This window comes from Paenibacillus xylaniclasticus, assembly GCF_004001065.1.
GTDB classification, from domain to species: Bacteria; Bacillota; Bacilli; order Paenibacillales; family Paenibacillaceae; genus Paenibacillus_T; species Paenibacillus_T xylaniclasticus.
The window spans coordinates 60348-83418 of the sequence record NZ_BIML01000018.1; the positions used below are offsets into that span (position 1 = coordinate 60348).

The 23071-nt window shown below is 49.1% G+C and carries 12 protein-coding genes; all 12 read right to left on the reverse strand.

Going from position 1 to position 23071, the window contains the following annotated elements; genetic code table 11:
- Positions 1 to 1302 (reverse strand): ACP S-malonyltransferase, encoded by a 1302-nt coding sequence (gene fabD, locus PXY01_RS15860; protein ID WP_127571025.1) that lies wholly within the window; start codon positions 1300 to 1302, stop codon positions 1 to 3.
- Positions 1295 to 2392, reverse strand: a complete 1098-nt coding sequence (locus tag PXY01_RS15865) for a MupA/Atu3671 family FMN-dependent luciferase-like monooxygenase (RefSeq protein WP_164744454.1) — start codon at positions 2390 to 2392, stop codon at positions 1295 to 1297. The genes fabD and PXY01_RS15865 overlap by 8 nt, the downstream gene beginning before the upstream one ends.
- A complete protein-coding gene (locus tag PXY01_RS15870) occupies positions 2389 to 6207 on the reverse strand; it encodes a non-ribosomal peptide synthetase (RefSeq protein WP_164744455.1) in 3819 nt (1272 codons plus the stop codon). Before PXY01_RS15870 ends, PXY01_RS15865 begins: the two co-directional genes overlap by 4 nt.
- 25 nt (positions 6208 to 6232) lie before the next feature.
- Positions 6233 to 9370 (reverse strand): cyclic peptide export ABC transporter, encoded by a 3138-nt coding sequence (locus tag PXY01_RS15875; RefSeq protein WP_127571031.1) that lies wholly within the window; start codon positions 9368 to 9370, stop codon positions 6233 to 6235.
- Entirely contained in the window at positions 9367 to 10620 is a 1254-nt protein-coding gene (locus PXY01_RS15880) for a macrolide family glycosyltransferase (RefSeq protein ID WP_127571033.1), read from the reverse strand. The genes PXY01_RS15875 and PXY01_RS15880 overlap by 4 nt, the downstream gene beginning before the upstream one ends.
- A 9-nt stretch (positions 10621 to 10629) precedes the next feature.
- A complete protein-coding gene (locus PXY01_RS15885) occupies positions 10630 to 12108 on the reverse strand; it encodes a SagB family peptide dehydrogenase (protein ID WP_127571035.1) in 1479 nt (492 codons plus the stop codon).
- 46 nt (positions 12109 to 12154) lie between these two features.
- Entirely contained in the window at positions 12155 to 16660 is a 4506-nt protein-coding gene (locus PXY01_RS15890) for a non-ribosomal peptide synthetase (protein WP_127571037.1), read from the reverse strand.
- 589 nt (positions 16661 to 17249) lie between these two features.
- A complete protein-coding gene (locus tag PXY01_RS15895; protein ID WP_127571039.1) occupies positions 17250 to 18233 on the reverse strand; it encodes a hypothetical protein in 984 nt (327 codons plus the stop codon).
- Positions 18234 to 18389: 156 nt separating this feature from the next.
- A complete protein-coding gene (locus PXY01_RS15900; RefSeq protein ID WP_127571041.1) occupies positions 18390 to 19367 on the reverse strand; it encodes an alpha-ketoacid dehydrogenase subunit beta in 978 nt (325 codons plus the stop codon).
- A gap of 331 nt (positions 19368 to 19698) precedes the next feature.
- Positions 19699 to 20220 carry a GNAT family N-acetyltransferase gene (locus PXY01_RS15905; RefSeq protein WP_164744456.1) on the reverse strand — a complete coding sequence of 174 codons (522 nt, stop codon included), beginning with the start codon at positions 20218 to 20220 and terminating at the stop codon, positions 19699 to 19701.
- A 125-nt stretch (positions 20221 to 20345) separates the two neighbouring features.
- On the reverse strand, positions 20346 to 20618 hold the full coding sequence (locus PXY01_RS15910; protein ID WP_127571045.1) for a CD3324 family protein: 273 nt from the start codon (positions 20616 to 20618) through the stop codon (positions 20346 to 20348).
- A 333-nt stretch (positions 20619 to 20951) separates the two neighbouring features.
- Positions 20952 to 22799, reverse strand: a complete 1848-nt coding sequence (locus PXY01_RS22880; protein WP_246027971.1) for a cellulose binding domain-containing protein — start codon at positions 22797 to 22799, stop codon at positions 20952 to 20954.
- Between the last annotated feature and the right edge of the window lie 272 nt (positions 22800 to 23071).

Consider the following 23071-nt stretch of genomic DNA (forward strand, 5'->3'; position numbering starts at 1 on the left):
TCACCTCCCGACATCAGCCGTCGCGCGATTGGTGCTCTCTACTGATTCGGTGTACTCGGGGAACAAATGACCGGTTGCGGTCCGCGACACAATTTCCTGCAAACGCTGTGTAGCTTCGTCATCTGGAACGCCCTTCGTCTCGAAAATGGACACTAACAGCTTTAACGCTGCTCGCATTTCTTCCGGCGACGGTTCACGTTGTTCGACGTCCAGCTGTTCCTGTATAGCTTCTATTTGACGATAAGGCTTCACGACACCTTCCTGGTAAGCTTGCTCGTCCCAATTGCGGTTGCGTGTCGAGACCGCAGCGGTCAGACATCCGGTAATGAAGCCACGCGTTAATGAGTGAGAAACAGTGAAGAATGGCTTTAGCTTCTCGTGAAGCTCCTCCGCTTGACTCGGCTTCTCAAATGAATACGCTTGAATGCCTTTCGTATTTGCTTTGGCTAGACGACTCAACACAGTCTGTGGTCCAAGCTCGATAACCGTACTGATCCCTGCTTGTTCAAAATAGTTCATCGTTGCTGTCCATTGAACAGGCGCTGTAATCTGTTCGACGAGCCGCCTTCCGATTTCATCCGGCGCACCGTGTGGCAGTGCCGTTACATTCGACAGCACGAGCCAGCATGGCGTAGTAAATGCCGTTTTCTCCAAAGCGTTCTCCAACTGCTCTGCAGCGGCTGCCATTAATGGACTATGGAACGCAGCGCCTACGTTGAGATAGACCGCCTTCGCTCCGCGAGCCTCCAGTTCGGCAGAGGTGCTGTGCACAGCTTCGGCACGTCCGGATATTACGGTTTGGACAGGAGAATTGTAGTTGGAGATGACGACCTCCGCGCCGGCCGCACTGCGCTCGAGGCATTTTTTCTCAACGATGCTTGCCTCGAGGCCAATAATGGCGCACATTGCGCCTGCTCCTTCGTCCGCCGCCTCCTGCATTAAGCGGCCGCGCAGCGCGACAAGCCGCAACGCATCTGTGAAGGTTATTGCGCCTGCGCATGCGAGTGCCGTCCATTCTCCAAGACTATGCCCTGCAGCCATGTGTGGAGCTGCGCTGCCGATCCGTTCCATAAAGACCCGGTAAGCGGCCATCCCGACCGTTAACAGTGCAGGCTGCGTAAATTCCGTACGGGTCAATCTATGCGGGTCCGAGCCGAAAATAATATCGCTCAGTTTATAACCGAGCGTATCGTCCGCTTCCTCGAATACGCGCCGAGCCGTTACACATTCCTTGTACAGCTCTTGACCCATTCCCGGATATTGCGAGCCTTGACCCGGAAACAGCATCGCCCATCTATCCATAAATTCCGCTCCCTTCTTTCTCTGATGAATCTGCTGCGTAATGCATTCGAAGCCGATCGATTCGCGTCAAGCTTTCAGCCATAAGGCGTTCAGATACGCCGAAATCGATTAAGCATGCAATCTCGTCTACGCCCATTGCTTGAAGCTCGTCAGCCATTGCTTTACACGTATCCGGTGTACCGAAAAGCGCACTGTCATTCCAATACCGTTCGAATGCAGCTGATGCGATCAATCTACGATGCTTTTCAGTAATGCGGGACGGATCGACGCGTAGCTCACGAGCGATATGAGCCGAGTCGAACAGCTCCGTATGATGCGACAAGTAGCGGAGCATCGGCTCACGTACCTTCTCCCTAACCTCCATCAAGTCGTCCCCAAGAAACGTGTGCAGCATGACGGTCACCTGTCCGTCAGACGGATGCCCGTTGAGACGGCGCGCTTGACGATATTCGGCGATATGATCTTTGAGAGCAGACTTGTCGATGGCATATAACGCGGTCAGGACGTTCGCACCAATCTCTCCTGCTCGTCTCCAGCTGTCGCGGGATCTTGCCGTCGTCACCCAGATCGGCAATTCCTTCTGGACGGGAGGCGGATAGAAACGCTCAATCGTTTGCTCACCCTCACTGGTCGGGAAGTTAATCGGTTCACCGCGCCATATCCGCTGGAGCTGTGCCAGCCGATCGAACATCGCTTCGCGGTTCTCATCCCTGTGCAAGGCATGCAAGCCTGGCGCAAATACATACTCCTTCGAATGCCAGCCGTACGTGACGGACAAGCCCACTCTTCCTCCTGACAAGTTATCGACAATCGACCAATCTTCCGCAACACGAAGCGGATGATGGAACGGCAGCGAGATGCTCCCTGCCCGGATGCCGATTCGTTCGGTTCGTACTGCAAGCGCTGCCCCAAGAACGGATGGATTAGGGAATAATCCGCCGAATCGGTGAAAATGCCGTTCCGGCGTCCACACCGCCTCGAATCCACGCTCGTCCGCTTCGGCTGCTAATTCGAGCAGCGATGCGTATTTGCCCCGTTCATTCTCCTCGCTGTCAGAGGAGAAGAAGAACAGGCTGAAAGATAAGCTCATGTTGCCACCTCGATCCCAGATAGCTGCCGCAGCAGGTCGAAATAAGATTGGATTAGCCATTCCGGAGTTTCCGGCTGATAACGTCCCTTCCGGTACAACAGCATCAAGTCTAGTTCATCCGAGTGACTAGTTCGTTCATCTATGATGAGTATCCAATCGTACAGCCCGATAAGCTCGGTTCGATCGTGATGCAGAAGCTCTTCCGATCGGCAGACGAGCGACATCGTCTCGAATGCATCGCGCTCAGGAGTGAACCGGCCGATTCGTTGTAACGGAATGATAACTGCCGTATCGGTTGATGTAGTCCTTACTGCTGAATCAGGCTCGGCTGCCGCTGCTTTCCTTGCCTTAGCAATATGCGCAAATAAGCCAGGAAAGTTATGTGCGGTATCTAAGTCAATCCGAATCGGAAGCGCTTCGTGACCTCCATTTACAGTAATATGAAATACTGACGTTCTGCTTGCAATTGCCTCTGCAAACCAATAGCCCCACATTGCAGCCATGATGTCGATGCGTTCAACCGAATATTCCGAGGCTAACCGGTACAGCGCGCGAGCGATGCTTGATGGGACATGCATTGTAATCGGGTCCTCAGCAGCGTATATATCACTTGCACCCGCATGTCCTCGGAAGCATTCTTCGGGCATACGCTGATAACCATCAATTGCGAACACTTCCATTCGCTTTCGCCGGCTGTCCAGCCAAGCGGCCTGTTTGCCTACCGTTGGCATTGAGAACAAATCGGTGACGGTAATGCCAGCGGAGAAGGTCCGCTCCAGCTTCGATTGCAGCGTCATGAGCAGCAAGGAATTGCCCCCGATATCGAAGAAATGGTCGTCCGGTCCGATATCGTCAAGCTTCAGCACCTCGCGCCAAATAGCTATGATGGCTTTCTCCGTATTGCTTGCCGCTTCGCTGCATCTTGTTCCAGACGGAAGTCGATCCGTGCATAGAAGCAGCGCTTTTTTATCCACTTTGTCGTTGCTTGTACGCGGAATCGATGGAATTCGATAATAGACCGACGGGAACATATGGGCTGGAAGTCGGTGAGTGAGATGCTCCCTCAGTTCGAATGCAGTTAGTTCATCTAATGTCACGAGATAAGCGGCAATATGCTTCTCTCCCGCTGCGTCTTCTGCTGCTAAGACGACCGTTTCACCAATTGCGGGATGGGCTTGAAGCGCAAGCTCGATCTCGCTTAGGTCGATCCGATAGCCACGAATTTTCACCTGTTCATCCGTGCGGCCCTCGAAACGGATCGTACCATCCTCCTGCCATACACCAACATCTCCCGTTCGATACATCCTCTTGCCAGGACGATACGGATCGGGGATGAATTTGCTGTTCGTCAGCTCTGCATTGTGTAAGTAGCCTCGCGCAACACCATTGCCGGCGATGCAAATTTCGCCTGGTATTCCAATCGGCATCAACCTGCCGTTCCGATCTGTAATATAAATGTTGTAACCGGCGATCGGTGACCCAATCGGAATGCTAGTCTCCTTCGACCGGTCACATTGCCAATAGGCAGCACACACTGTCGCCTCTGTCGGTCCGTACGTGTTATATACGCGGGCATTCTCAATTAATCGGTCATAATGAACTGCTTTAAGCACGTCACCGCCGCTTAAATACGTATGGACGCTAGGGACCCCGCCCCGCTTGTTCAATTCGCTCAGCAATAGCGGCTGGACCGTAACGAAGGTGACTTGATAAGTCTGCAGCAGTTGTAAGAGTCGATCTGGATCAAGTACCTCCTCACGCTGTGCGATAACGATAGCGGCTCCGCTCAACAGCGCCGGATACACCTCTTCCACGAAATGATCAAAGGAGCAAGAGGCTTGCTGCAGCACAACGTCTCCAGGACCAAGCCCGAATTCGCGCTGGAACGCAAGAACATAGGCGAGCAGCTGACGATGCTCGGTCATAACCCCTTTAGGTGCACCGGTAGAACCCGAGGTATAGGTGACATATGCAATTTGCTCGGACGTTATTTCTTGCTTGATAAAGTTGTCCTCATCATCATCTGAGCAAGCTTCCGCTTCCTCCAGCCTTATGATTCGCCCAGTAAAGGATGTTGGCACTTCAACACCGTCGCCGATTAACAACAGCTCTGCTGCGCTGTCCTCCAGCATGTAGGCAATTCTGGCAGGCGCATAGGCTGCATCAATCGGAATATACCCGCAGCCCGCCTTCAAGATTGCGAGCATGGCGACGATCCATTGTTCTGATCGTTCGGCCAGCAGCGCTACCAGCCGCTCGCCGCTTGTGAACGTTTCACGCCTAAGTCTTCGCGCCATAATGTCTGATCTCGCGTCGATGCTGCCGTAAGTGTAGCTTCGCCCGCCGCTAATAACCGCAGGCAGGTCTGGATGGGTACGTGCACGTTCCTCGAAAATGTGATGCACCAGCTCGCAGAGCGGCTTGCGAATCGGTTGGTTTAAGACGGTAAGAATCCGTTCCTTCTCTGATGCAGTTATCAGTTCTAATTCACTGACCTTCTGTTGCGGCTGAAGGAGCGTTTGATATAACAAGTATTGATAGTGGCCAACCATCCGCTTAATTGATTCTTCAGAAAAGCTTGATGCATCGTATTCAAGCTCAACTCTCCACTCACCGAACGTGTTTATGCCCAGCGTCAGCGGATAATGGGTCGATTCTTGCATCCGGTAGCCGACAACGGTAAGTCTGGAGCTCTTGAGCATTGCAGTGTCGAGCGGATAATTATCTAGCACGACGATCGTTTCGAACAGCTCTTCCGCTCCGTTCGCACCGCTCCAGCTTGCAATATCCATCAGCGGCGAGCTATCATACGGCTCTCTTCGGCGAAGCGCTGCATCGACGGATTGGATAACCTGTTCAACCTCGGCTTCATCATTCAATTCCACACGAAGCGGAACGGTGTTAATAAACAACCCCACCATCTGTTCTACCCCTTCTATCTCTGGGGTGCGTCCTGAGACGGTCGTTCCGAAGACGACGGTTGGTGCTCCGCTGTATTTGTAGAGCAGCAGTGCCCACGCTGCGTAAAGCACCGATGCTGGTGTTACGCCTAAACGTCTGGCGTAATCGGATAAATTAATGATCGTGTCCTGTATCAGTGGAGCAGCAACGGAGCCCGATACACGACGGCGGTCTGCTTTGTAATCTGTACCGTGACGTATAGGCAGCGTAGTCCGATCGCCAAGGTCAGCGAGCTCGTTCATCCAAAAATTCCGATTGGCTTCGCGGTTAGCCTGTTGATGCCACGCCACGAATTGCTTGAATCGCGTTTTACGTACAATCGGTGCCTTGTTGCCTGCTGCGAATGCATCATAGGCCGTCAATAGCTCATTGATTAGAACACCGTTACTCCACCCATCGAACAAAATATGGTGCCAGCTGACGATCATTTCGAAGCTATGTTCATTCAGCTTGCATACAAGCACTCGTAGCGGATGTGTTGTTAAGTCAATCGGCTTTGACAGCTCTTCTTCTCTAGCTATATGGACTAGGCGTTCTCTTGCTTTGGAACTAGACGCCGAACAATCCTTCTCACTGATCGGAATATTTGGCTCACGAAGTACAATTTGCACGGGATGCTCCAGTTTCTCCCAACGAAACACCGTTCGAAGCATTTCGTTTACTCGCGCCACTTGCTGCCAAGCACTGCTTAGCGCTTCCATATTCAGCATGCCTTCTAACCGGATGCTCAGCTGCTGCGCATAGCTGCCCTCATGCTTGCCGCTGCGGTAATGGAACAGCATGCCCTCCTGTACAGGAGTCAGTGCGGTAATGTCTTCAATGCTTGCGCGGTCCAGCTTTGTCGCCTCGCTCATCGTATTCCCTCCCTCTAAGCTGCAGCTATCCTGCCGCATTCGATGATGCGGGTATTCGGTTCCCTGTTTCAATGTCGACGATTTGTCCTAGCTCGAGCTTGACGATCTTGTCCGCCAGTCCGAAATATCGATCGTCATGTGTTATGGCAATGACGCATTTGCCCCGCTCCTTCAGCTCCGGAAGAAGTGATTCGTAGAAGAACTGCCGGAATTCGGGATCTTGATCCGCTGCCCATTCGTCGAACAGATAGATTGGCCGGTCTTCCAGGTAACTGATAAGAAGGGCTAACCGTTTGCGCTGGCCGGTAGACAATGCAAGCGTATCCAGCGGACCTTTACCGATCTGTACTTTGTCTTCTAGTCGTAGTCGTGTCAGATGACGTTCAATGGCCGATCTATTAGCGGAGACGTCGATGCCGTACAACTGCTCGAATAGATGGAAATCTGCGAATACCGCAGAGAAATGCCGGCCCAGCCATTCCGGCTCCTGCGCCTTTCCATTAATCCGCACTTGTCCTTCGTCCGGAGCGTACAACCCCGTTATAAGCCGAGCAAGCGTGGATTTGCCGCTGCCGTTGCCGCCGGTAATGAACGTCACCTCGCCGGTGCGGAACGACAAGCTGACCGGTCCGACCGTAAATACGGTTCCTTCATCTCTAGACGGATGTCGGTACATGACCCGATCCAGCTCCAGCGTATGGAATGATCCGTCTTCTATAGGCAAATCAGTTGATTCGTATTGATCTGACTGCTCTGTACGACTTCGGTCGTCTGCTAATTCTTCCGCAAGATTGTTAATCCGGCCCCAGCTGATTCGCACCCGAATTAGATTCGGGATGGTACCAAGAATGCCATGAATCGGGCCTGTCATGTAGAGCAGAATGAAGACGTAGGTTTGAACGGACGCCGCCTTCATCTCTGGGAACAAGACCGGGAACAGGAAGGCAATAACGCCGACGACCAGCGAGAACATCAGTTCGCCGATTACATTAACGTTGGCGAATTTCATATCGCCCCGAATCCGTTTGTCGCGGTATATCCGTGAGCTCGAAACCATATCCTGTTGGAAATCGTTTCTTCTACCCTCATGAAGCGTCAGTTCCTTAAAGCCAGATGTCATATGATGAATAAATGCAAAGAAGATGTTCTGAATGTCGCGTGTCTGTTCCCAGATGCGATGGGCTTGGCGCCCGAACAAGAAGTGAAGTCCTGCTGCGGTGACGATGACGAACAACGAAACGAGCAAGCCGTATACGCTTATAGTGCCCATGTAGATAAAGCAGAAAATTAAAGTCACGAGACTGGTGGCACCGGTAACCACAATATTAGAAAACTCACTGATCGTCTCCGTATCATTGTTGAGCGCCGCTTGAATTTTACCCTGCTCTAACCGTTCTAACCGACGGAATGGTGCCTTCAGTACGACCTCGATCAGTTCCACCCGTTTGCGATAGACGAGCTCATTCGCAATATGAATCAGTCGAGTACGGACGAGCTTCTGACCGGCAACATATAAGAAAATACCGGCGACGAGATAAAGCAGTAATCCGCTTGGAAACTTGTCGTCATCTACATGCGCAAGTGCAGCATTGACGATGAAAATAATAAGCGCATTGCCGAAGCCGCTGGCCAGGCTAAGCACGATCAATGGCAGCAGCGATCTGTCACGCTGCTTCGGCGCCAATGTGGTCAACACATAATAGAAGCCAAACAGCACCGCAGCTCCGAAGATTGTCCATGCAGCTGCAGGCACCGTAAACGGCGCCCATACGGTGAAAAATTTCCAAGTCAAACCATTAAACAGCGCATCGGGGACTCGGTATAGACAATAGCCAAAGCCCGTTAGTCCTACGATAAGCGCAACGCTTACGGCCATTGCTCGGGCAGGACGGCTTGTAAAGCGACGTTCTTGCCGCGCAATTTGCACGAACGTTATAAATAACTGCCACAGTGTCAGCAGGATGACTGGCGCCGCAGTAAATAATACGGCCGAAGCGGTATTGTCCAGACTTTTCCATGTATCCTTGACCGGTTCCGGCATTTTCTTGTCCATGAGCATGCTCATGATACCTTGGCCGATCATCATCGTGTGGATACTGCTCTGATTCGCCAACAATGCTACTCCGATGCTGTCCACCGGACGGAACACGACAAAGGATGAAAAGTTAGGATTGTTGCCCTCATGGGCAAGCTCACCTGTACCTTTCTGGAACACGCCCCAGCCAGCGGCATAGGACGAGCCATCGGGATTCGGCGGTACCGTTGTGTCTGGAATATGCGATTGACGGACAATTTCTGGATCGAGCGAGAGATTGGGTGCTGTGCCAAGTTGAATTTTCAACCATTGCTCCATTTCCGAAGCGCTGGAGATAACATATCCTGCCGCCGTATTGCCGCGGTATGCAGGAGCATCGTAGGCTTGCGCGCGAAGCAGTCCGGGCTTGTAGCCTTGAGCGAATGGTGCGCCTTCAGGCGGTTTGAACATATAGGTGCCAGTTAAGCCAAGCGGGTCGAGAATTTGCTCCCGCATATATTGCTCGAACGGTATGCCTGCAGTCTGCTGAACAACTAACGCTAGCACGTCGTAATTGATGGTCGCGTACTCATAGCGTTCACCCGGCTCATAATCGAGCTCCATCCCTTCGAGCGTACGGACTGTCTGCTCCAGTCCGCTCTCATCCTCCGATACCGGTATACCCGCTATCGTTCGAAAAGGAATACCGCTCGTATGATGAAGCAGCTGCCGAAGCGTTACGACAGCCTCTTCTCCTTTGTAGGTGAAGCGCAGCCAAGGCAAATATTGACGGACTGGTGCGTCGAGATTGAGTTGTCCTTCCTTCTCGAGACGGAAGACGGCAAGCGCAGAGAACGCTTTGCTCGTTGAACCGAGCTCGAACAACGTATCGTTTGTAACAGGAATCTTGTCTTCCTTATTCGCCCAGCCATATCCTTGGCTAAATATCGTTTTATCCCCTTGTACGATTACAACTGCAAGTCCGGGAATTTCTGCACGATCCTTCTGTTTGCGAATGTAGGCATCGATCTTAATCAGCTTCTCTTGTGAAGGCGCAACAATTTCAGCAGCCGCTTGTCCGGACAACAGGAGCACGGAAGCTGCCATCATAAATAGAAGCGCCTGCAGCTTTCTCCACCGGCGGCTCATCGTTGAAGCGCCTTTCTGCGTTCGGCTGCAACGAAGGACAGAATCGCATCTGCTGCAAGCGCTGGACCGCCTGCCGATTCGAGTGACTGATGAATCCGAAGGCAAGCTTCGCGAAACGATGGCTCCTTCTGGACACGTAATACGGCCTCCGCAAGCTCGTTCGGCTGCCAGTCGTCACCCTTCAAAAAAATCCCGGCTCCCGATTTCTCCACGGCGAGCGCCCCCATGAATTGATCGAAGCTTTGCGGTACGACAACCATAGGAACCTCCAGGCACAAGCTTTCGTGAATGCTGTTCGACCCGCCATGGGTAATGAATGCGGAAGCACGCTTGAGCAGCGCCAGCTGCGGCATATGAGAACGAACGATGACATTGTCCGGCAGCTGTCCCAGACGCTCGACGGATACTTGATGCCCAATCGACATGGCGACCTGCACGTTCTTGTCCCGGAAAGCTTCCAAGCATTTCGTATAGAAATGCTCTGCATCATTAAAAATCGTGCCCAAAGCGATATAGACCAGCGGTCTATCGTCAAGCTGCTCGAACGGAAAGTCGTCCGGCTCCTGGCGTTGTTCAATAGCGTATCCGGCAAAAACATAGCTGTCGTCAAACGCTTGCTCATATAACTGAAATTCACGTGATGTCGGTAATATGTTGAGCTTTTCCTTCCCGCAGAAAATATCATTGATCAGCTGTAATGGCTGGACACCGTATTTTACTGATAGTAGCTGCTTCAGCTTGGCTTCCAATCTACGGTATACATCCGTCTTGCCTTTGTTCTTCGTATAGACAGGATCGTCCCCTGCGCGGAGCACGTATTCCATAAAAAATTCGGGGTCGACTTCTGCCATCTCGTCAATATATGCAAAATTTGCAAAGACGGAGATACCGGGCAGGCCCAGCCTTGCAGCTAATTCTTTGCCCCAATAACAAAAAGCGTCATGCACAATATAATCAGGCTGCCAGTCTTGAATCTCATCAATGGTAGCCCCTACAATTTGACGGCTTCGGTCGAGAATAAAGTCGGCGGTAACAAGGAAGGTATCGATGCCTCCAGCGTTGATCGTGCCGAAATCGAGCGGGTGATGATACGCTGCAAATTGTGCGCCGGCCGCTTCAATTTTATCTCGGAACTTCTCTCCCGAATAATACCGGATATGTTCGCCTCGCGCCGTAAGCTCGCGAATAAGTCCAAGCGTTGGGTTGACGTGACCATGCAGGTCAACGCCGAAATAAATGCCTCTCGTCATAACAACCTCCTAGTACTGCGGCTTGTTCATTATATATCGATCGTCCTTACGGACCTCCTTCTCGTCCCAGGCATTTTTTCCCCAAGCGCCTGCATAGATAATTTGATGAGTTGGCGTTAAGTTCAATAAAGCTCTCATCTCATCGTCATAGAAACCGCCGATAATCGAGAAGCCAAGACCCATTTCCTCTGATTTGAGATGAATTAACTGCCCCAGGGTGCCGCCATCAACAGAGAATTGTTGATATCGTGAGAACTCATCAATCGGTATATGCGCCATGTCGAATGTGAAGACGAATAAGACGGAGCAGTCGCGGATAAAGGATTGACCTAGACAGATCCCGGCTGTTACGTCCCGATAATCACCTTCCGTCACACATTCCAATCCCTCTTCCGACCAGCGGTAAACACCGGCTTGCAGCTCTTCTATCCCGTGGATGACCATATGAAAGGTCGGCAGCAAGCCGGTCCGTTCAATGAATGCTGCCATCGTGACCAGCTGCTCGTATGGCAGATTTCTGCGTTCAAACGCAGCACTTGATCGTCGATCAACGATGAGTGGCAGCAGCTGATCGTAATTCGACCACTTGTCATCTTCCGGGAGCGTTATGCGTGTCACGCAATTGTCTGACGGTTCACGTACTGTCCGATCGACTAGCTGTCGAAACTTGAAGATCGGGTCCCAATCGAATAATAGGATGTCATCATCGTGTTGTGGTTCAATACTAGCAATCTCTTGAATATAGGATTCTTGTTCAACCGAGTCTTCGTTCAAGCCGGGTAATGAGTGCTTCGCGGAAGCGGCAATCATTGCAACCGGTACCTCAAAGTGATCTAGCTTTAACATGGCGGACAGCTCATCGGACCGAAGTCGAGTGTACGTTGTCGCCTGCCAGCCGAGCGATCTTAGCATAAGCTGAAGATTAGCTGCAGCATGGCCGGCGTCTACCATGCCGAATCGGTAGCCTTTATATGAATATTTCCAACAGGTTCTCCACGGAACAATCGTTAATATAAAGGTTACATCCGCGTTAGTTCCGGCTGATGGAAGCCCGCATCCGTATTCGCTTACCGACTGGGCATCTGAGATCCGATACAGCGACGCATACAGCGCATTATAATGATACAGACCTGGCTTCACCTTCCCTAAACGTCGGACATGCACGTACAGTTCAACCGGGTAGCATCCCCCGGCTGACGGATATGACCATAAAAGCTCCGATTCATGACCATGAAACTTGACTGATGTAACACCGAATGAAGGCAGCAGTAATTGCTTCAACCAGTCAATGCCGTTAAATGCTTCTGACGAAGTTACATCCCCCCCTTTGCGAACGGATGTTTTTAACCTGATGCATGGTCCGTTATAACACTTGAACCGTTCGGGCCGAGGACTAATTTCGAACCGATTGCCTGCGTATTCTTGTCCTCTCGTATATTGAAAGATGGATAGCTGCTCCACCTCGATCGATACCGGATTACTCATCATGGATCCCACGCTTTCGGTTTATTTCATTTTTCTCTCTCTTGAGTCGTTAACGGTATAAACTATCGAGAGCTTCCTGAGACAAAGAAATAGTCGAAAAATCCGACGGCGTATACACCCTATCGTGGACGCCAAGACAGTGGCGGATGAGTGACTCCGTCCGTTCGATGAAACTGTCAGTTAACGCTACAGCAGTCTCAGACCGGACCGTGCTCCGGTCAAAGCGTACGGTAATCTTCAGCTTACCGCCAAGCACCATTGCCACGATGTCGAGCGGGGTGGTCATTGGGTTACCTGCCCCGATGTCGGCACCTGTCTCTTCATCAGACAATTCAAACACAGCTCCCGCATGCAGAGAAGTATCCAGTTGTCCGACGTAGTTAAACCGTATTCGAAGACCTTCGCCAGGATCGTGAAGCGTGCGTAACAATCTCGTTAGAATGCCATAGCTAATCCCGCGTGACGGGATAGTACGAAGCGTCTCCTTGACCGACTTGATACAACGTTCCCACGTGTCGTCTGCGTCTGCCTGCAGGCGAACCGGATACATTGCCGTAAACCAGCCGACACTCTTGGACAGCTCGATTGACGGGTCTAATGGCTCACGTCCATGCCCTTCCAATTCAATTACAGGCTTCTCTATGTCGAACTGTTTCCAAATGGCCGATGCAAGCGCGGCTGCCAACAGCTCTTGAACATTGGATCCGTATGAAGTGGAAGCAATCTGGAGCAGCTGCTCTGTGCTCTCCTGCGACAGTTCCTCTGATACGGAATCAACTCCATTGCTCGTCTTACATGCAGGCTGTTCGAACTGGATATACGTTTCATTGTCCAGAAGAGCCTGCCAATACGAGCGTTCGCTCTCCATCTCCTCCTTCCGGCTCCATAAGTGTTCTGCCCATAGCTGATATGAGGCCGTAACCGTCGGTAGCGTGACTGGTTCTTGTGAAGTATATTGACCGTGTAGAAGACCTAGCTCCTCAAGCAGGATTGACCAAGAAACAGCATCGACCGCGAGATGATGAGCTGTGAGTAGTAATCGTCGTCCATCCTCGCCAAGCTCGAATAAGCACGCTTTGAGCAAGGCATCCCGATCCAATCGGAAGCTTGCCTTTAGCCGTTCGCCGATCGTCTTTATTTGCTCCTGGCGCTCGAGTCTCGTTAGGTGTGACAAATCGTATACGGAGACGTTTTCGATGATGGCGTTATCGTTATAAATGAGCGTATCGGTTGACAAATCTATGTTCAATCGTAGTGAATCGTGCCGATTGATCAGTGTCTCGACGATTCCGTCAAGCTGCTGCGCCGTAAGTTCACCATCCAGCCGCAGCAATACGGACTGCACAAAATGATTCCGCTCAGAGAACGGCCTTGTCATGAACCAGTCTATGATCGGAGTCGAGCGTTGAACTCCTTTGCTTCGGACAAGCGTATGGGCTGTTTCTTGGGCTATCGGCTGTACATAATGACTCATATCTTCGAAGACAGGATGAGCCAGTACGTCAGCAACCTTAATCCTATACCCGCGACTTCGTAGACGAGAAGCGAGCTGAATCGCTTTGATCGAATCTCCGCCCAATGTATAGAAATGATCTAGCGTATGGATATCGTTAACGTGTAAAACGTCCATTGCAACCGCAAGAAGCACGCTCACAGCCGGATTCAATACGCTGTTCTCTGTACAACCGGCCAGTAGACGACTCCGCTTCATATCTGGAGCCGGCAGCTTGTTACGATCGACTTTGCCGTTCACGTTTAGAGGAATATGCTCCAGCTTCACGATATGCGCCGGAACCATATAAGCAGGTAACCTCTGACTCAAGTAGTCACTCCAATCCTCGGATTGTGTACTACTCTGTACAATATAAGCGCATAAATATTTGCGGCCATCATCTGAAGTCCGGTCGATTACGATCGCTTCACGTACCGACGGATGATCAGCTAATACACGTTCGATTTCACCTAGCTCGATCCGGTGACCGCGAATTTTGACCTGCATATCCCCGCGGCCTGCATATTCAACCGTTCCGTCTTCCAGCCGGCGTGCTAAATCTCCAGTCCGGTACATCCGCTCGCCTGGAAGGAATGGGCAAGGAACGAAACGCTCTGCCGTTATGTTAGGCATATTCCGATAACCTCGGGCTAAGCCGTCCCCTGTTATATACAACTCGCCAATTACCCCTTCAGGGACAGGGTTACCATCACAATCAAGGATATGAATACCTGTATTGGCACATGGGATACCGATTGGCACCGATGTTCGAACATCTTGCTTAGGATTATAGCGATGGATCATACAGCCGACGACAGTCTCAGTTGGACCATATTCGTTGTATATTTCGATGTGTCCGCCAAAGCTTTCATAGATACGCTTGGCCAGATCGGTTCGTAAATCTTCCCCCCCAACAATAAGTCGCCTAACCGAGCTTGTCCGATTGTCCCGATCTTGCAGCAAGCTCAGATGTGACGGAGTCAGCTTTATTACGGTAGCTTGATTGTCCTGTATGATACGATCCAACACGTAGATGTCTTGATCATCTCGATAGACGTCGATTCGTCCTCCCGCGATGAGCGGAGTAAATATACTCGTAACAGTTAAGTCGAAAGCGAGCGATGAATAAAGCGGAAACACCTCTTCTTCACTGCGAATATACTGCTGCTTGGCCCACCATATATAGTTAACAAGCCCGCGGTGCTCGATCATAACGCCTTTGGGTCTGCCAGTCGAGCCAGAGGTGTAGATGATATAAGCCAAATGATCTGGACTTGCCTTATTGGAAGACAGATATGGGTCCGCCAAGTACAATGTAGGATCGCTCACATCCCCAATTCGTCCCTCGTAGCTAATGCCTTCTGGTATCGGTACATTCACCAGCAGCAGGCTGCAGCCTGCATCCGATAGCATGAATCCGATTCGTTCGACCGGATATTCAGGATCGATTGGCACGTAAGCAGCGCCTGCCTTCAGTACGGCAATGATTGCAACAACCATCTCTAGCGAATGCTTTAATAATAAACCGACCGTTTGCTCCTTGCAGATTCCTTGCTCATTCAGCCAGACTGCAAGCCGACTTGACTGCTCGTTCAGCTGTCGATATGTCAATTGCTTGTTCCCATACATGATCGCGACACGATCTGGTGATCGTCTAACTTGCTCCTCGAAGATTTGCGTAATCGTCTTATTACGTGGGTATTCAGCACGAGTGGAAAGATACTCGGAAAGCCTCTTCCTCTCTTCTGCCGATAAGATGGATTGACGAACTACGGGCGAAGTTGGCGCCGCTAATATTCCGTCAATTAGCATAACGAATCTTTCGAATATTCGATCTATTTGCACATCGGAATACATAACAGGCCTATAATCAATTTCCACCTTTAGCTCGCCTGTTGAGAACCAGTCCTTGACGACGAGCTGCATCGCATAGAGCTGGCTTCCGCAATGATGCTCATTCACTTCCGCGTTTGATTCCATCCAGTTGGTTATCACTCTCGTGTTGTATACGTTTACACAAATGTCGAACATGGAATCCAAACCTCGCAGCTTCAGCTGCAGGTCTGATACGAGCACATCATAAGGATACTTCTGATGGTAATAGCTTGCATTAAGCTCGCGTTGAATCCGAATCAATTCGTCCATGACAGATGCTTCCCGATCAATAGCGATACGCAGCGGCATCGTGCTGGTGAACATGCCGACTGTCGCCTTTTCTCTCGGTCCCGAACGGTTGAATACAGGCATTCCGATGACGATATCAGTACGCCCTTCCGTAATGCGTAAGTACAACGCGACGAGCAGATGAAACAAAGCGGAAAGCGTGCAACCTGTATCGGCTAACAATCGGTGAACAGCTGTGGAACGTTCGGCGTCCAGCATATAAATTCTACGTTGTCCCTCAATTGATCCCGAAGGCGCTGAAGGCGGATCTTCTGACGGCCAGTCCGAAAATTTATCCATCCAATAAGTTCTGTCTCGTTGGAAACGAGTTGATTCAAGATATTTAGCCTCTCGTTTGATATATTCCAGATAGGAAGGTTCACTCTCGTCTACCCCCGGCTCTTCTCGAACCAATCGTTCATACGCATCCCGAATGCGATCAATTAGCATCGTGCTGGACCATCCGTCGGAAACAATGTGGTGAATTTTGACAAGAAATCCACCGTCGTCTGCGGCAATCCGGAACATTGGAAACGAGCATAACGGACCTTCCTCAAGCGAGAATGGTTCTGCGGCTATCCGCTCAACCCAAGCCAGCCAGTCCCCTTCTGGATCGGCTGATGAGGAGAAATCAACGAAGGGCTCCTCTACTTCATCGGTGTCACTAAATGGTAGGACGAATTGGACGGGAACCCCATCTTCTTCAGAGAACCGCAGTCGGAGTGCTTCGTGCTGGCGCTTCTGTTCACGGATGGCCTGAGCGAGCAGACCGTAATCGAGCGGGCCTCGGATTCGAATTGAACCAGTAATATTGTGCAGCGCGGTGCCAGGATACACTTGCTCCGTATACCATACACGCTTCTGCGGGTGCGTCAACGGATAACGCGCGGTGTCCATCATGCAACCCCTCCAGCATTGTAATCGTCTTACTTAAGCCTTACGGTATGCAGTTGGTATATTTGTTGTGGTATTTACGTGCACTAGATTGTCCTACTAGTTCTCATAAGGTTTATCCATGTTGAATTAGTTATTCTTCTTCTTGTCGTAATCATTATGAATGATAGCGATAGTTGTCTGATTAGACTGGGAGGTAATATAGGGGAACATGTCGATGAGCATTCGATGTTATTCGGATGTGTTATTATGATACTTGCGATTTTAGGAACCAGTCAAGTGATTTATTTACTATTAAAATATCAATAAGTCCAAACATATGTAATATGTGAAATGATGTTAAGAACGAAATAATTTTTGGTAAATATCAACGTTTTCATTAATGTGAGGAGGTTATGTTATGTCATATAAGAGTGGGGAAATATTGCGAAGTACAAGGGGGATCGTTCATCATACAGGCGAGTGCGGATGATTGATAATGCTTATATCCATAGTCAATCACCCGCATAGACGATGCGGTAGTATATGCTGCACCTTTGTTCCGACAAGAGAAGATCTATTCGACATTCTTTGTCTCTTCATTATACGTAGAAAGCTATTTTTTCTTAGTTATACCTGTCTTCACACATAACCCCCACCCGAATCGCTCGTCATTCGTAACTTGTGCTCGAATCGTATTCAAACCGGCTTTCCAGCGAACCGTTACAGATGCATGGTCAGGGCGAATACGGCCGTCATCTGCGGGCGGGTTCCATTTCCAATCACCTTCATATAGTAATTCGTCATTCACCCATAACTGAATATAATCGCTAAACCCGAATGTTAACACAGTTTCCTGTTCAGCTGATAACTTGAATACGCTTGTTGCTATTACCGTTTGCACCTTCTCGGTGGAATAAATTCGATTCAGATTTAACGTTCCATTCTCTTCAACGACGGCTTTGGTCCACTTATCGCTGTCAAGAGGTGCCACCATCCACTCCGTGACAAATGATTCGGCAGCAAGACGCTGCAGGTCGGTTTCCCTCTCGACTATCGTCGCTGGTTGAATTTGCTCAACCGTAAAATTCCGAATATAGCTAGGGAGAAAGCCCCAAAAACCGATTCGACCGGAAGGAAGTCCATGTTGGAGATTCGGGATAACTAACTGAGGAGTAGAGTCTTCTCCTAAGTATACTGCTGCACCGTTCGGCTGAACGTCTACGGTCAAATTCACCCATCGCCCGGTCATATCCGGCAGAGGTTTCTGGTATAATGGGCCGTTATACACTTGCCAGGTCATCGAACCGTTCATCACTGGATCATACTGAATTTCTAACGGTGCCAAATAAATTAATTCATAATTATCGGCGTCCTTAGCTCCGAAGACGATTCCAATAAACCCGACCTCCTCGGGTATCGCAACCTCTGCTTGAACGCGATAGCTGGAGAAAGGGATTTCGTCCTTTAGCAGGACGGCATAGCCGGCCTTCTCCAAATAAAGCGCCTGCTTTCCGAGAAAATCACCAGTCCGCGCCTCCGTTACGCCCACATCGAACAGGTCCAAATCATCAATTAAGCTATAAACCATTTTTGACATCGGTGTAAGCCTCCATGAAGCGTAGATAGTATAGCTCATTCAACTAATGTTAGAATGATAGAACGATTGTATATGTTTGCATTAATATTTATATGTTAGTTTAAAATGAAAAAAATATAAATTATAGCATGGTAGATTTATACGGAATTAATATTGTCAAAATTCAAGCACTTGTTCAATTCCAGCTTCAATCCGCTCAACAGAAGGCAGCCACTGATCTTCTATTTGTGCGAAAGGATATACCGTATCCGGAGGTGCTACACGTTTTACCGGCGCTTCCAAATGAAGAATAGCTCGCTCATTAATTTGCGCAATAATTTCAGCTGCGGCTCCCGACGTGCGCTGCGCCTCTTGAACGACAACTGCCCGGTTTGTTTTGGCGATCGATTGAACGATTGTATCAATATCTAATGGAACTAACGTACGGAGGTCAATGATTTCAACGGTAATACCATGCTTCTGCTCTACTGCTTCTGCTGCCTTAATCGAAGACTGAACCATTGCGCCATAGGTAATTAGCGTTAGATGTTGGCCTTCTTTCACACATTTCGCTTTTCCGATTGGAATCATATAATCTTCTTCCGGCACCTCTTCACGGTAGAGATGATATAGCTTCAGATGTTCCAAAAATATGACCGGATCTTGATCTCGAATCGCGGATAACAGCAATCCTTTGGCGTCATATGGATTAGAAGGAACGACTACCTTAATACCTGGACTTTGGATCATTAGACCTTCTAACGAGTCGTTATGCATTTCTGCTCCCTTGACGCCGCCGCCGAACGGAATTCGATACGTAATAGGAGCATGGTAACGGCCTCCTGAACGGTACCGCATTCGTGCGGCTTGAACGAAGATCTGATCCATCGCTTCATAAATAAATCCGATAAACTGAATCTCAACGACCGGCCTAAAGCCTTGAGTTCCTAGTCCTACTGCTAGTCCGCATATAGCCGACTCAGCTAACGGGGTATCAAATACGCGCTCTTCCCCGTACTTATGCTGCAGACCTTCTGTTACCCGAAATACGCCGCCAGCGCCTCCAACGTCTTCACCAAAAATAAGGACATCATCATTCGATGATAGAGCCAGATCAAGCGCTTGCCGAATCGCTTCTTTCATGTTCATAAGCATATAGCTGCACCACCTATCCGTGAATTGATAAACCCACTACAGATTGTATGGTACAGAATAGAAAAATGTATATAACAGAAGATCAATTAATGATATTAATTCAGTAAAATAATGCTTAACTGTAACTAATACAACATAATAAAAATAGTGTAACATATGTAATACAGAGCGAGCGTTTTATCCAAATTGGTCACAGAACTCTCATCAATGGCAACGTACAACCCAAAATATAACCGCCCTGTAGATGACGGTTAATTTATCAATTCTTTTAATTGTAGGGTTTTACCTTTTAAGAAGCGACGCTCATCTTCATCCAACGACACTTTTGATATTAGTTGCATATAGATTCGTAGGATACCGAAAATTTCATACCTGTTGTCGATACTACATTTCCATCAAGCTCAAAGGAACCATCTTCTACTAATACCGGGGTCTGAAGTGTTGATAACAGCTTAGTCCAGAATTTCACAGCTATTATATTCGATTTGTACATCCCTACCTCGTACCGACCTGGGTACAGCTTGAAGATTTGTACGACAGCATCTTGGGCTATATTCGTGCCTCTATATTTTGGCAACACAAATAGTTCCTGCACCGAATAGTCTACATCCTCTGCAACATACGGAGGAGAAGTAACCAGAATGAACCCAGCGATTCTTTCATTAAGCATGATGTAGTAAGGATATAACCGTTCATCCCTATAATATGGTGAGATATCTTCCATTTCGAAAGTTCCTTTTGTTCCAATATCCTCCCGTGAGTATGGAGAAAGCTCATAGAGATAATAATTAAATAAGTTTTCAAATTGTTCTTTGTTTGATTCTGTAATTTGTTGAAGTGTTACCTTCATCATAACCTCCATAAATTTAAGGTTACATAAAAAAAATATGTTACTGATAATATCAACATTTCCGAACAGCGACATCATATAAGAAGGCCGCGTCTGACATATCCGAAGCGGCCATGATTATAAATCCATTATTTAGGTTTGGAGTACACAATTTTTTTGATGCTTTCGCAGGACAAATGATAACGTTCCATCAGCTGTATAATGGTTTCGCCTTGTGCGAATTGTTGACGGATTTCAGCATTACGAAGTTGAATGAGCTTCCTGCTTCCCGTCCTCTCGCCCCATCCTTTGCGCGTAGTCCCTTTGCTCTTCGGTATATAGATGATACTGCCATTTACGAATTTCTGAACCTCTTTCAGCAGATCCTCAGGTAAAATCATATCAGCGTTAACATATTTCATGTTCGACTCTACTCCTTAAAATAAATTTCATTTCAAGGCAGCAAAGTCTTCCACTATAAACCGATTTACCTTTAAGGACACGGCGGTTCCAGTCAAAATTCAATATGCTCTATGCAAACAACCGCCGAAGTCTATAGTGTAGACTTTGCATAGAGCGTTTGTCCGAAATCGTATTGATTCATAGATGTCACCTCCTCAAAACAACATCAGTATATTCTAAATATATCCATATGTCTATAATGTTTCTTAATATTCCATATCGTTTAGTTGTTATTGAACAATAAAAAGGTGGTCGTGAGACCACCTTTAACTTCATTAAGAACGGATTACGACTTAAGGAGTCGTTCCCCACACCAGCGTGCCGTTTTGCGTCAGCGTTACTTTGTTCCAATCGGCATAAGCCGTCTTCGTTCCGTCATATGAGTAGTCGTTGCTTTCGTTGAAGTTGGACCAATCGGACTTCGCGAGGCGCACTTGGATATCGCCGCTCTGACCGCCGGCTGGAATCGTTCCGGAAGTGAAGCTCAGCTCAACATACGTGTCAGCATTCGTGCCGGACACCGAGCCAACCGTCACCTTCACGTTCGAGTTGCCAATTTGAGCCCAGTCAACGAAGCCGTTCACGTTTGCATTTCCATCCTTCGTGAAGTAATAACGGATTTTAACGGTCGTGAGGTCAAGTGCTGTCGTACCGTTATTTTTGATATTGAAATGAGCTTTAATTTGGTTGTCAGTAGCATTCGTATCGCCTGTTTTGTATTGAACAACGATGTCGCTAGGCATTGTTGATCCGGCCGTTGGCGTTGCGCTAGCTTGAGCTGAGTTAGCGCTGCTGCCGCCTGCATTCGAAGCGCTGACGACATAGTAGTACGTCGTACCATTCGTTACACTCATATCAGTATAGCTATTCGTCGTTACGTTCGCTACGTTCGTGTATGGTCCGCCGGATGTCGTCGAGCGTTTCACCGTATAGCTCGTTGCACCCGTTGATGCCGTCCACGAAAGCATGACGTGTCCATCGTGACCCATCGTCGTCAAGCCTGTCGGAGCAGCTGGCGGCTGAGTCGTCGTCGAGTTAGCTGGCGTTGCGCTTGCCTGCGTCGAGTTAGCGCTGCTGCCTGCTGCATTCGTGGCGCTGACTACGTAATAATACGTCGTGCCATTCGTTACACTCGTATCAACATAGCTCGAAGTTGCAACCGTTGTTACATTCGTGTACGGACCACCGGACGTCGTCGAACGTTTTACGGTGTAGCTTGCTGCACCGGACGATGGCGACCAAGTAAGCGACACTTGTCCGTTACCCGCCGTTGCCGTTAGTCCCGTAGGAGCAGCAGGTACAGTCGGCGTCGAGCCTCCTCCAGAACCATCAGCCGGTCTAACTTGTTGCCATACTCCATATACGCCTGGCTCTTGTCCAACCGTATACCATTTTGCTTCCCAAATATATCCATTGTAAGTTACTTGCTCACCCGCATTATAAGGGCGGATCGAGCTCCAGTCGCGGATATCGCTGAACCGGTTCGGATCGCCAGGGAAGCCTGCTGGAGGTGTAGCTGGCAACGAAGTATTGCGCGTCAAGTTAACATCAATCGCTTGATAGAATGCATTGACTGTATCGAAAATATCCCATACGCCGATAATGACATGGTAGCCTTCACGGTCGTTCGGAATGTAGCAGTCGTTGAGAACGTCCATCGGTGGAATTGCGCCGTTGTCCTCGTAGCGGCAGAACAACTCGATGTCGTCGCGGCCGATTGGCTCATTCGGATTCCAGCCTGGCTTCGTAATATAGTAGTCCCAACGGTTCGTGCTGTGGTTCGCAACCATTTTCCAGTGGAACGTATAAGGTCCGCCTGTCATGTTAACCTTCGTCCAACGAGTTGCAGTTTGTTCGTACAGTGGAGCATATTTGCCGCCGCCCGTAATCTCACCATCAGGAACGCCAATTTCAGGGAAATCTCCACGCCCCTCTACACTCCACGGCTCATATTGTACTGCTCCGCAGCCCGTGTTCTGACCCGTCATACACAAGCCAGCACGGCTCTCTTCAATCCATCCATGCGCCGAAGCACGTTCTGCGACGAGCAGCCAGCATGCCAGCATCAACAGCAGTGTGCCTGCCCCGAGCATCCATTTTGTCTTTCTGGACGACCTCTCTAATAATGATAATTGCAGCATTACAAATTTCTCCTCCCTTTTAAGTAAAAGTATTTGAAAACGTTGGCACTACAACTTCACATTATGCTGAAGAACAACCCTCACCTCCTTTCCATTCTGTCATCATGATGGAAATCTAGTTAGACAATTGTTTTGGATATCCGTTGTCTCGAATAAAAAAAGAAAATTGCAAGATTTGTAACTAATTCGCGGTTGGTGCTGCGTAGAATAGGATCTATAGTCTTATTTTACACACTCGGACGAGCATTCGATTGTTCTTTTGGTAACCAAAT

Bases quoted from the DNA above. Each gene is read 5' to 3' on its own strand.
- fabD (WP_127571025.1), bottom strand. From the start codon at position 1,302: ATGGATAGATGGGCGATGCTGTTTCCGGGTCAAGGCTCGCAATATCCG.
- PXY01_RS15865 (WP_164744454.1), bottom strand. From the start codon at position 2,392: ATGAGCTTATCTTTCAGCCTGTTCTTCTTCTCCTCTGACAGCGAGGAG.
- PXY01_RS15870 (WP_164744455.1), bottom strand. From the start codon at position 6,207: ATGAGCGAGGCGACAAAGCTGGACCGCGCAAGCATTGAAGACATTACC.
- PXY01_RS15875 (WP_127571031.1), bottom strand. From the start codon at position 9,370: ATGAGCCGCCGGTGGAGAAAGCTGCAGGCGCTTCTATTTATGATGGCA.
- PXY01_RS15880 (WP_127571033.1), bottom strand. From the start codon at position 10,620: ATGACGAGAGGCATTTATTTCGGCGTTGACCTGCATGGTCACGTCAAC.
- PXY01_RS15885 (WP_127571035.1), bottom strand. From the start codon at position 12,108: ATGATGAGTAATCCGGTATCGATCGAGGTGGAGCAGCTATCCATCTTT.
- PXY01_RS15890 (WP_127571037.1), bottom strand. From the start codon at position 16,660: ATGATGGACACCGCGCGTTATCCGTTGACGCACCCGCAGAAGCGTGTA.
- PXY01_RS15895 (WP_127571039.1), bottom strand. From the start codon at position 18,233: ATGTCAAAAATGGTTTATAGCTTAATTGATGATTTGGACCTGTTCGAT.
- PXY01_RS15900 (WP_127571041.1), bottom strand. From the start codon at position 19,367: ATGCTTATGAACATGAAAGAAGCGATTCGGCAAGCGCTTGATCTGGCT.
- PXY01_RS15905 (WP_164744456.1), bottom strand. From the start codon at position 20,220: ATGATGAAGGTAACACTTCAACAAATTACAGAATCAAACAAAGAACAA.
- PXY01_RS15910 (WP_127571045.1), bottom strand. From the start codon at position 20,618: ATGAAATATGTTAACGCTGATATGATTTTACCTGAGGATCTGCTGAAA.
- PXY01_RS22880 (WP_246027971.1), bottom strand. From the start codon at position 22,799: ATGCTGCAATTATCATTATTAGAGAGGTCGTCCAGAAAGACAAAATGG.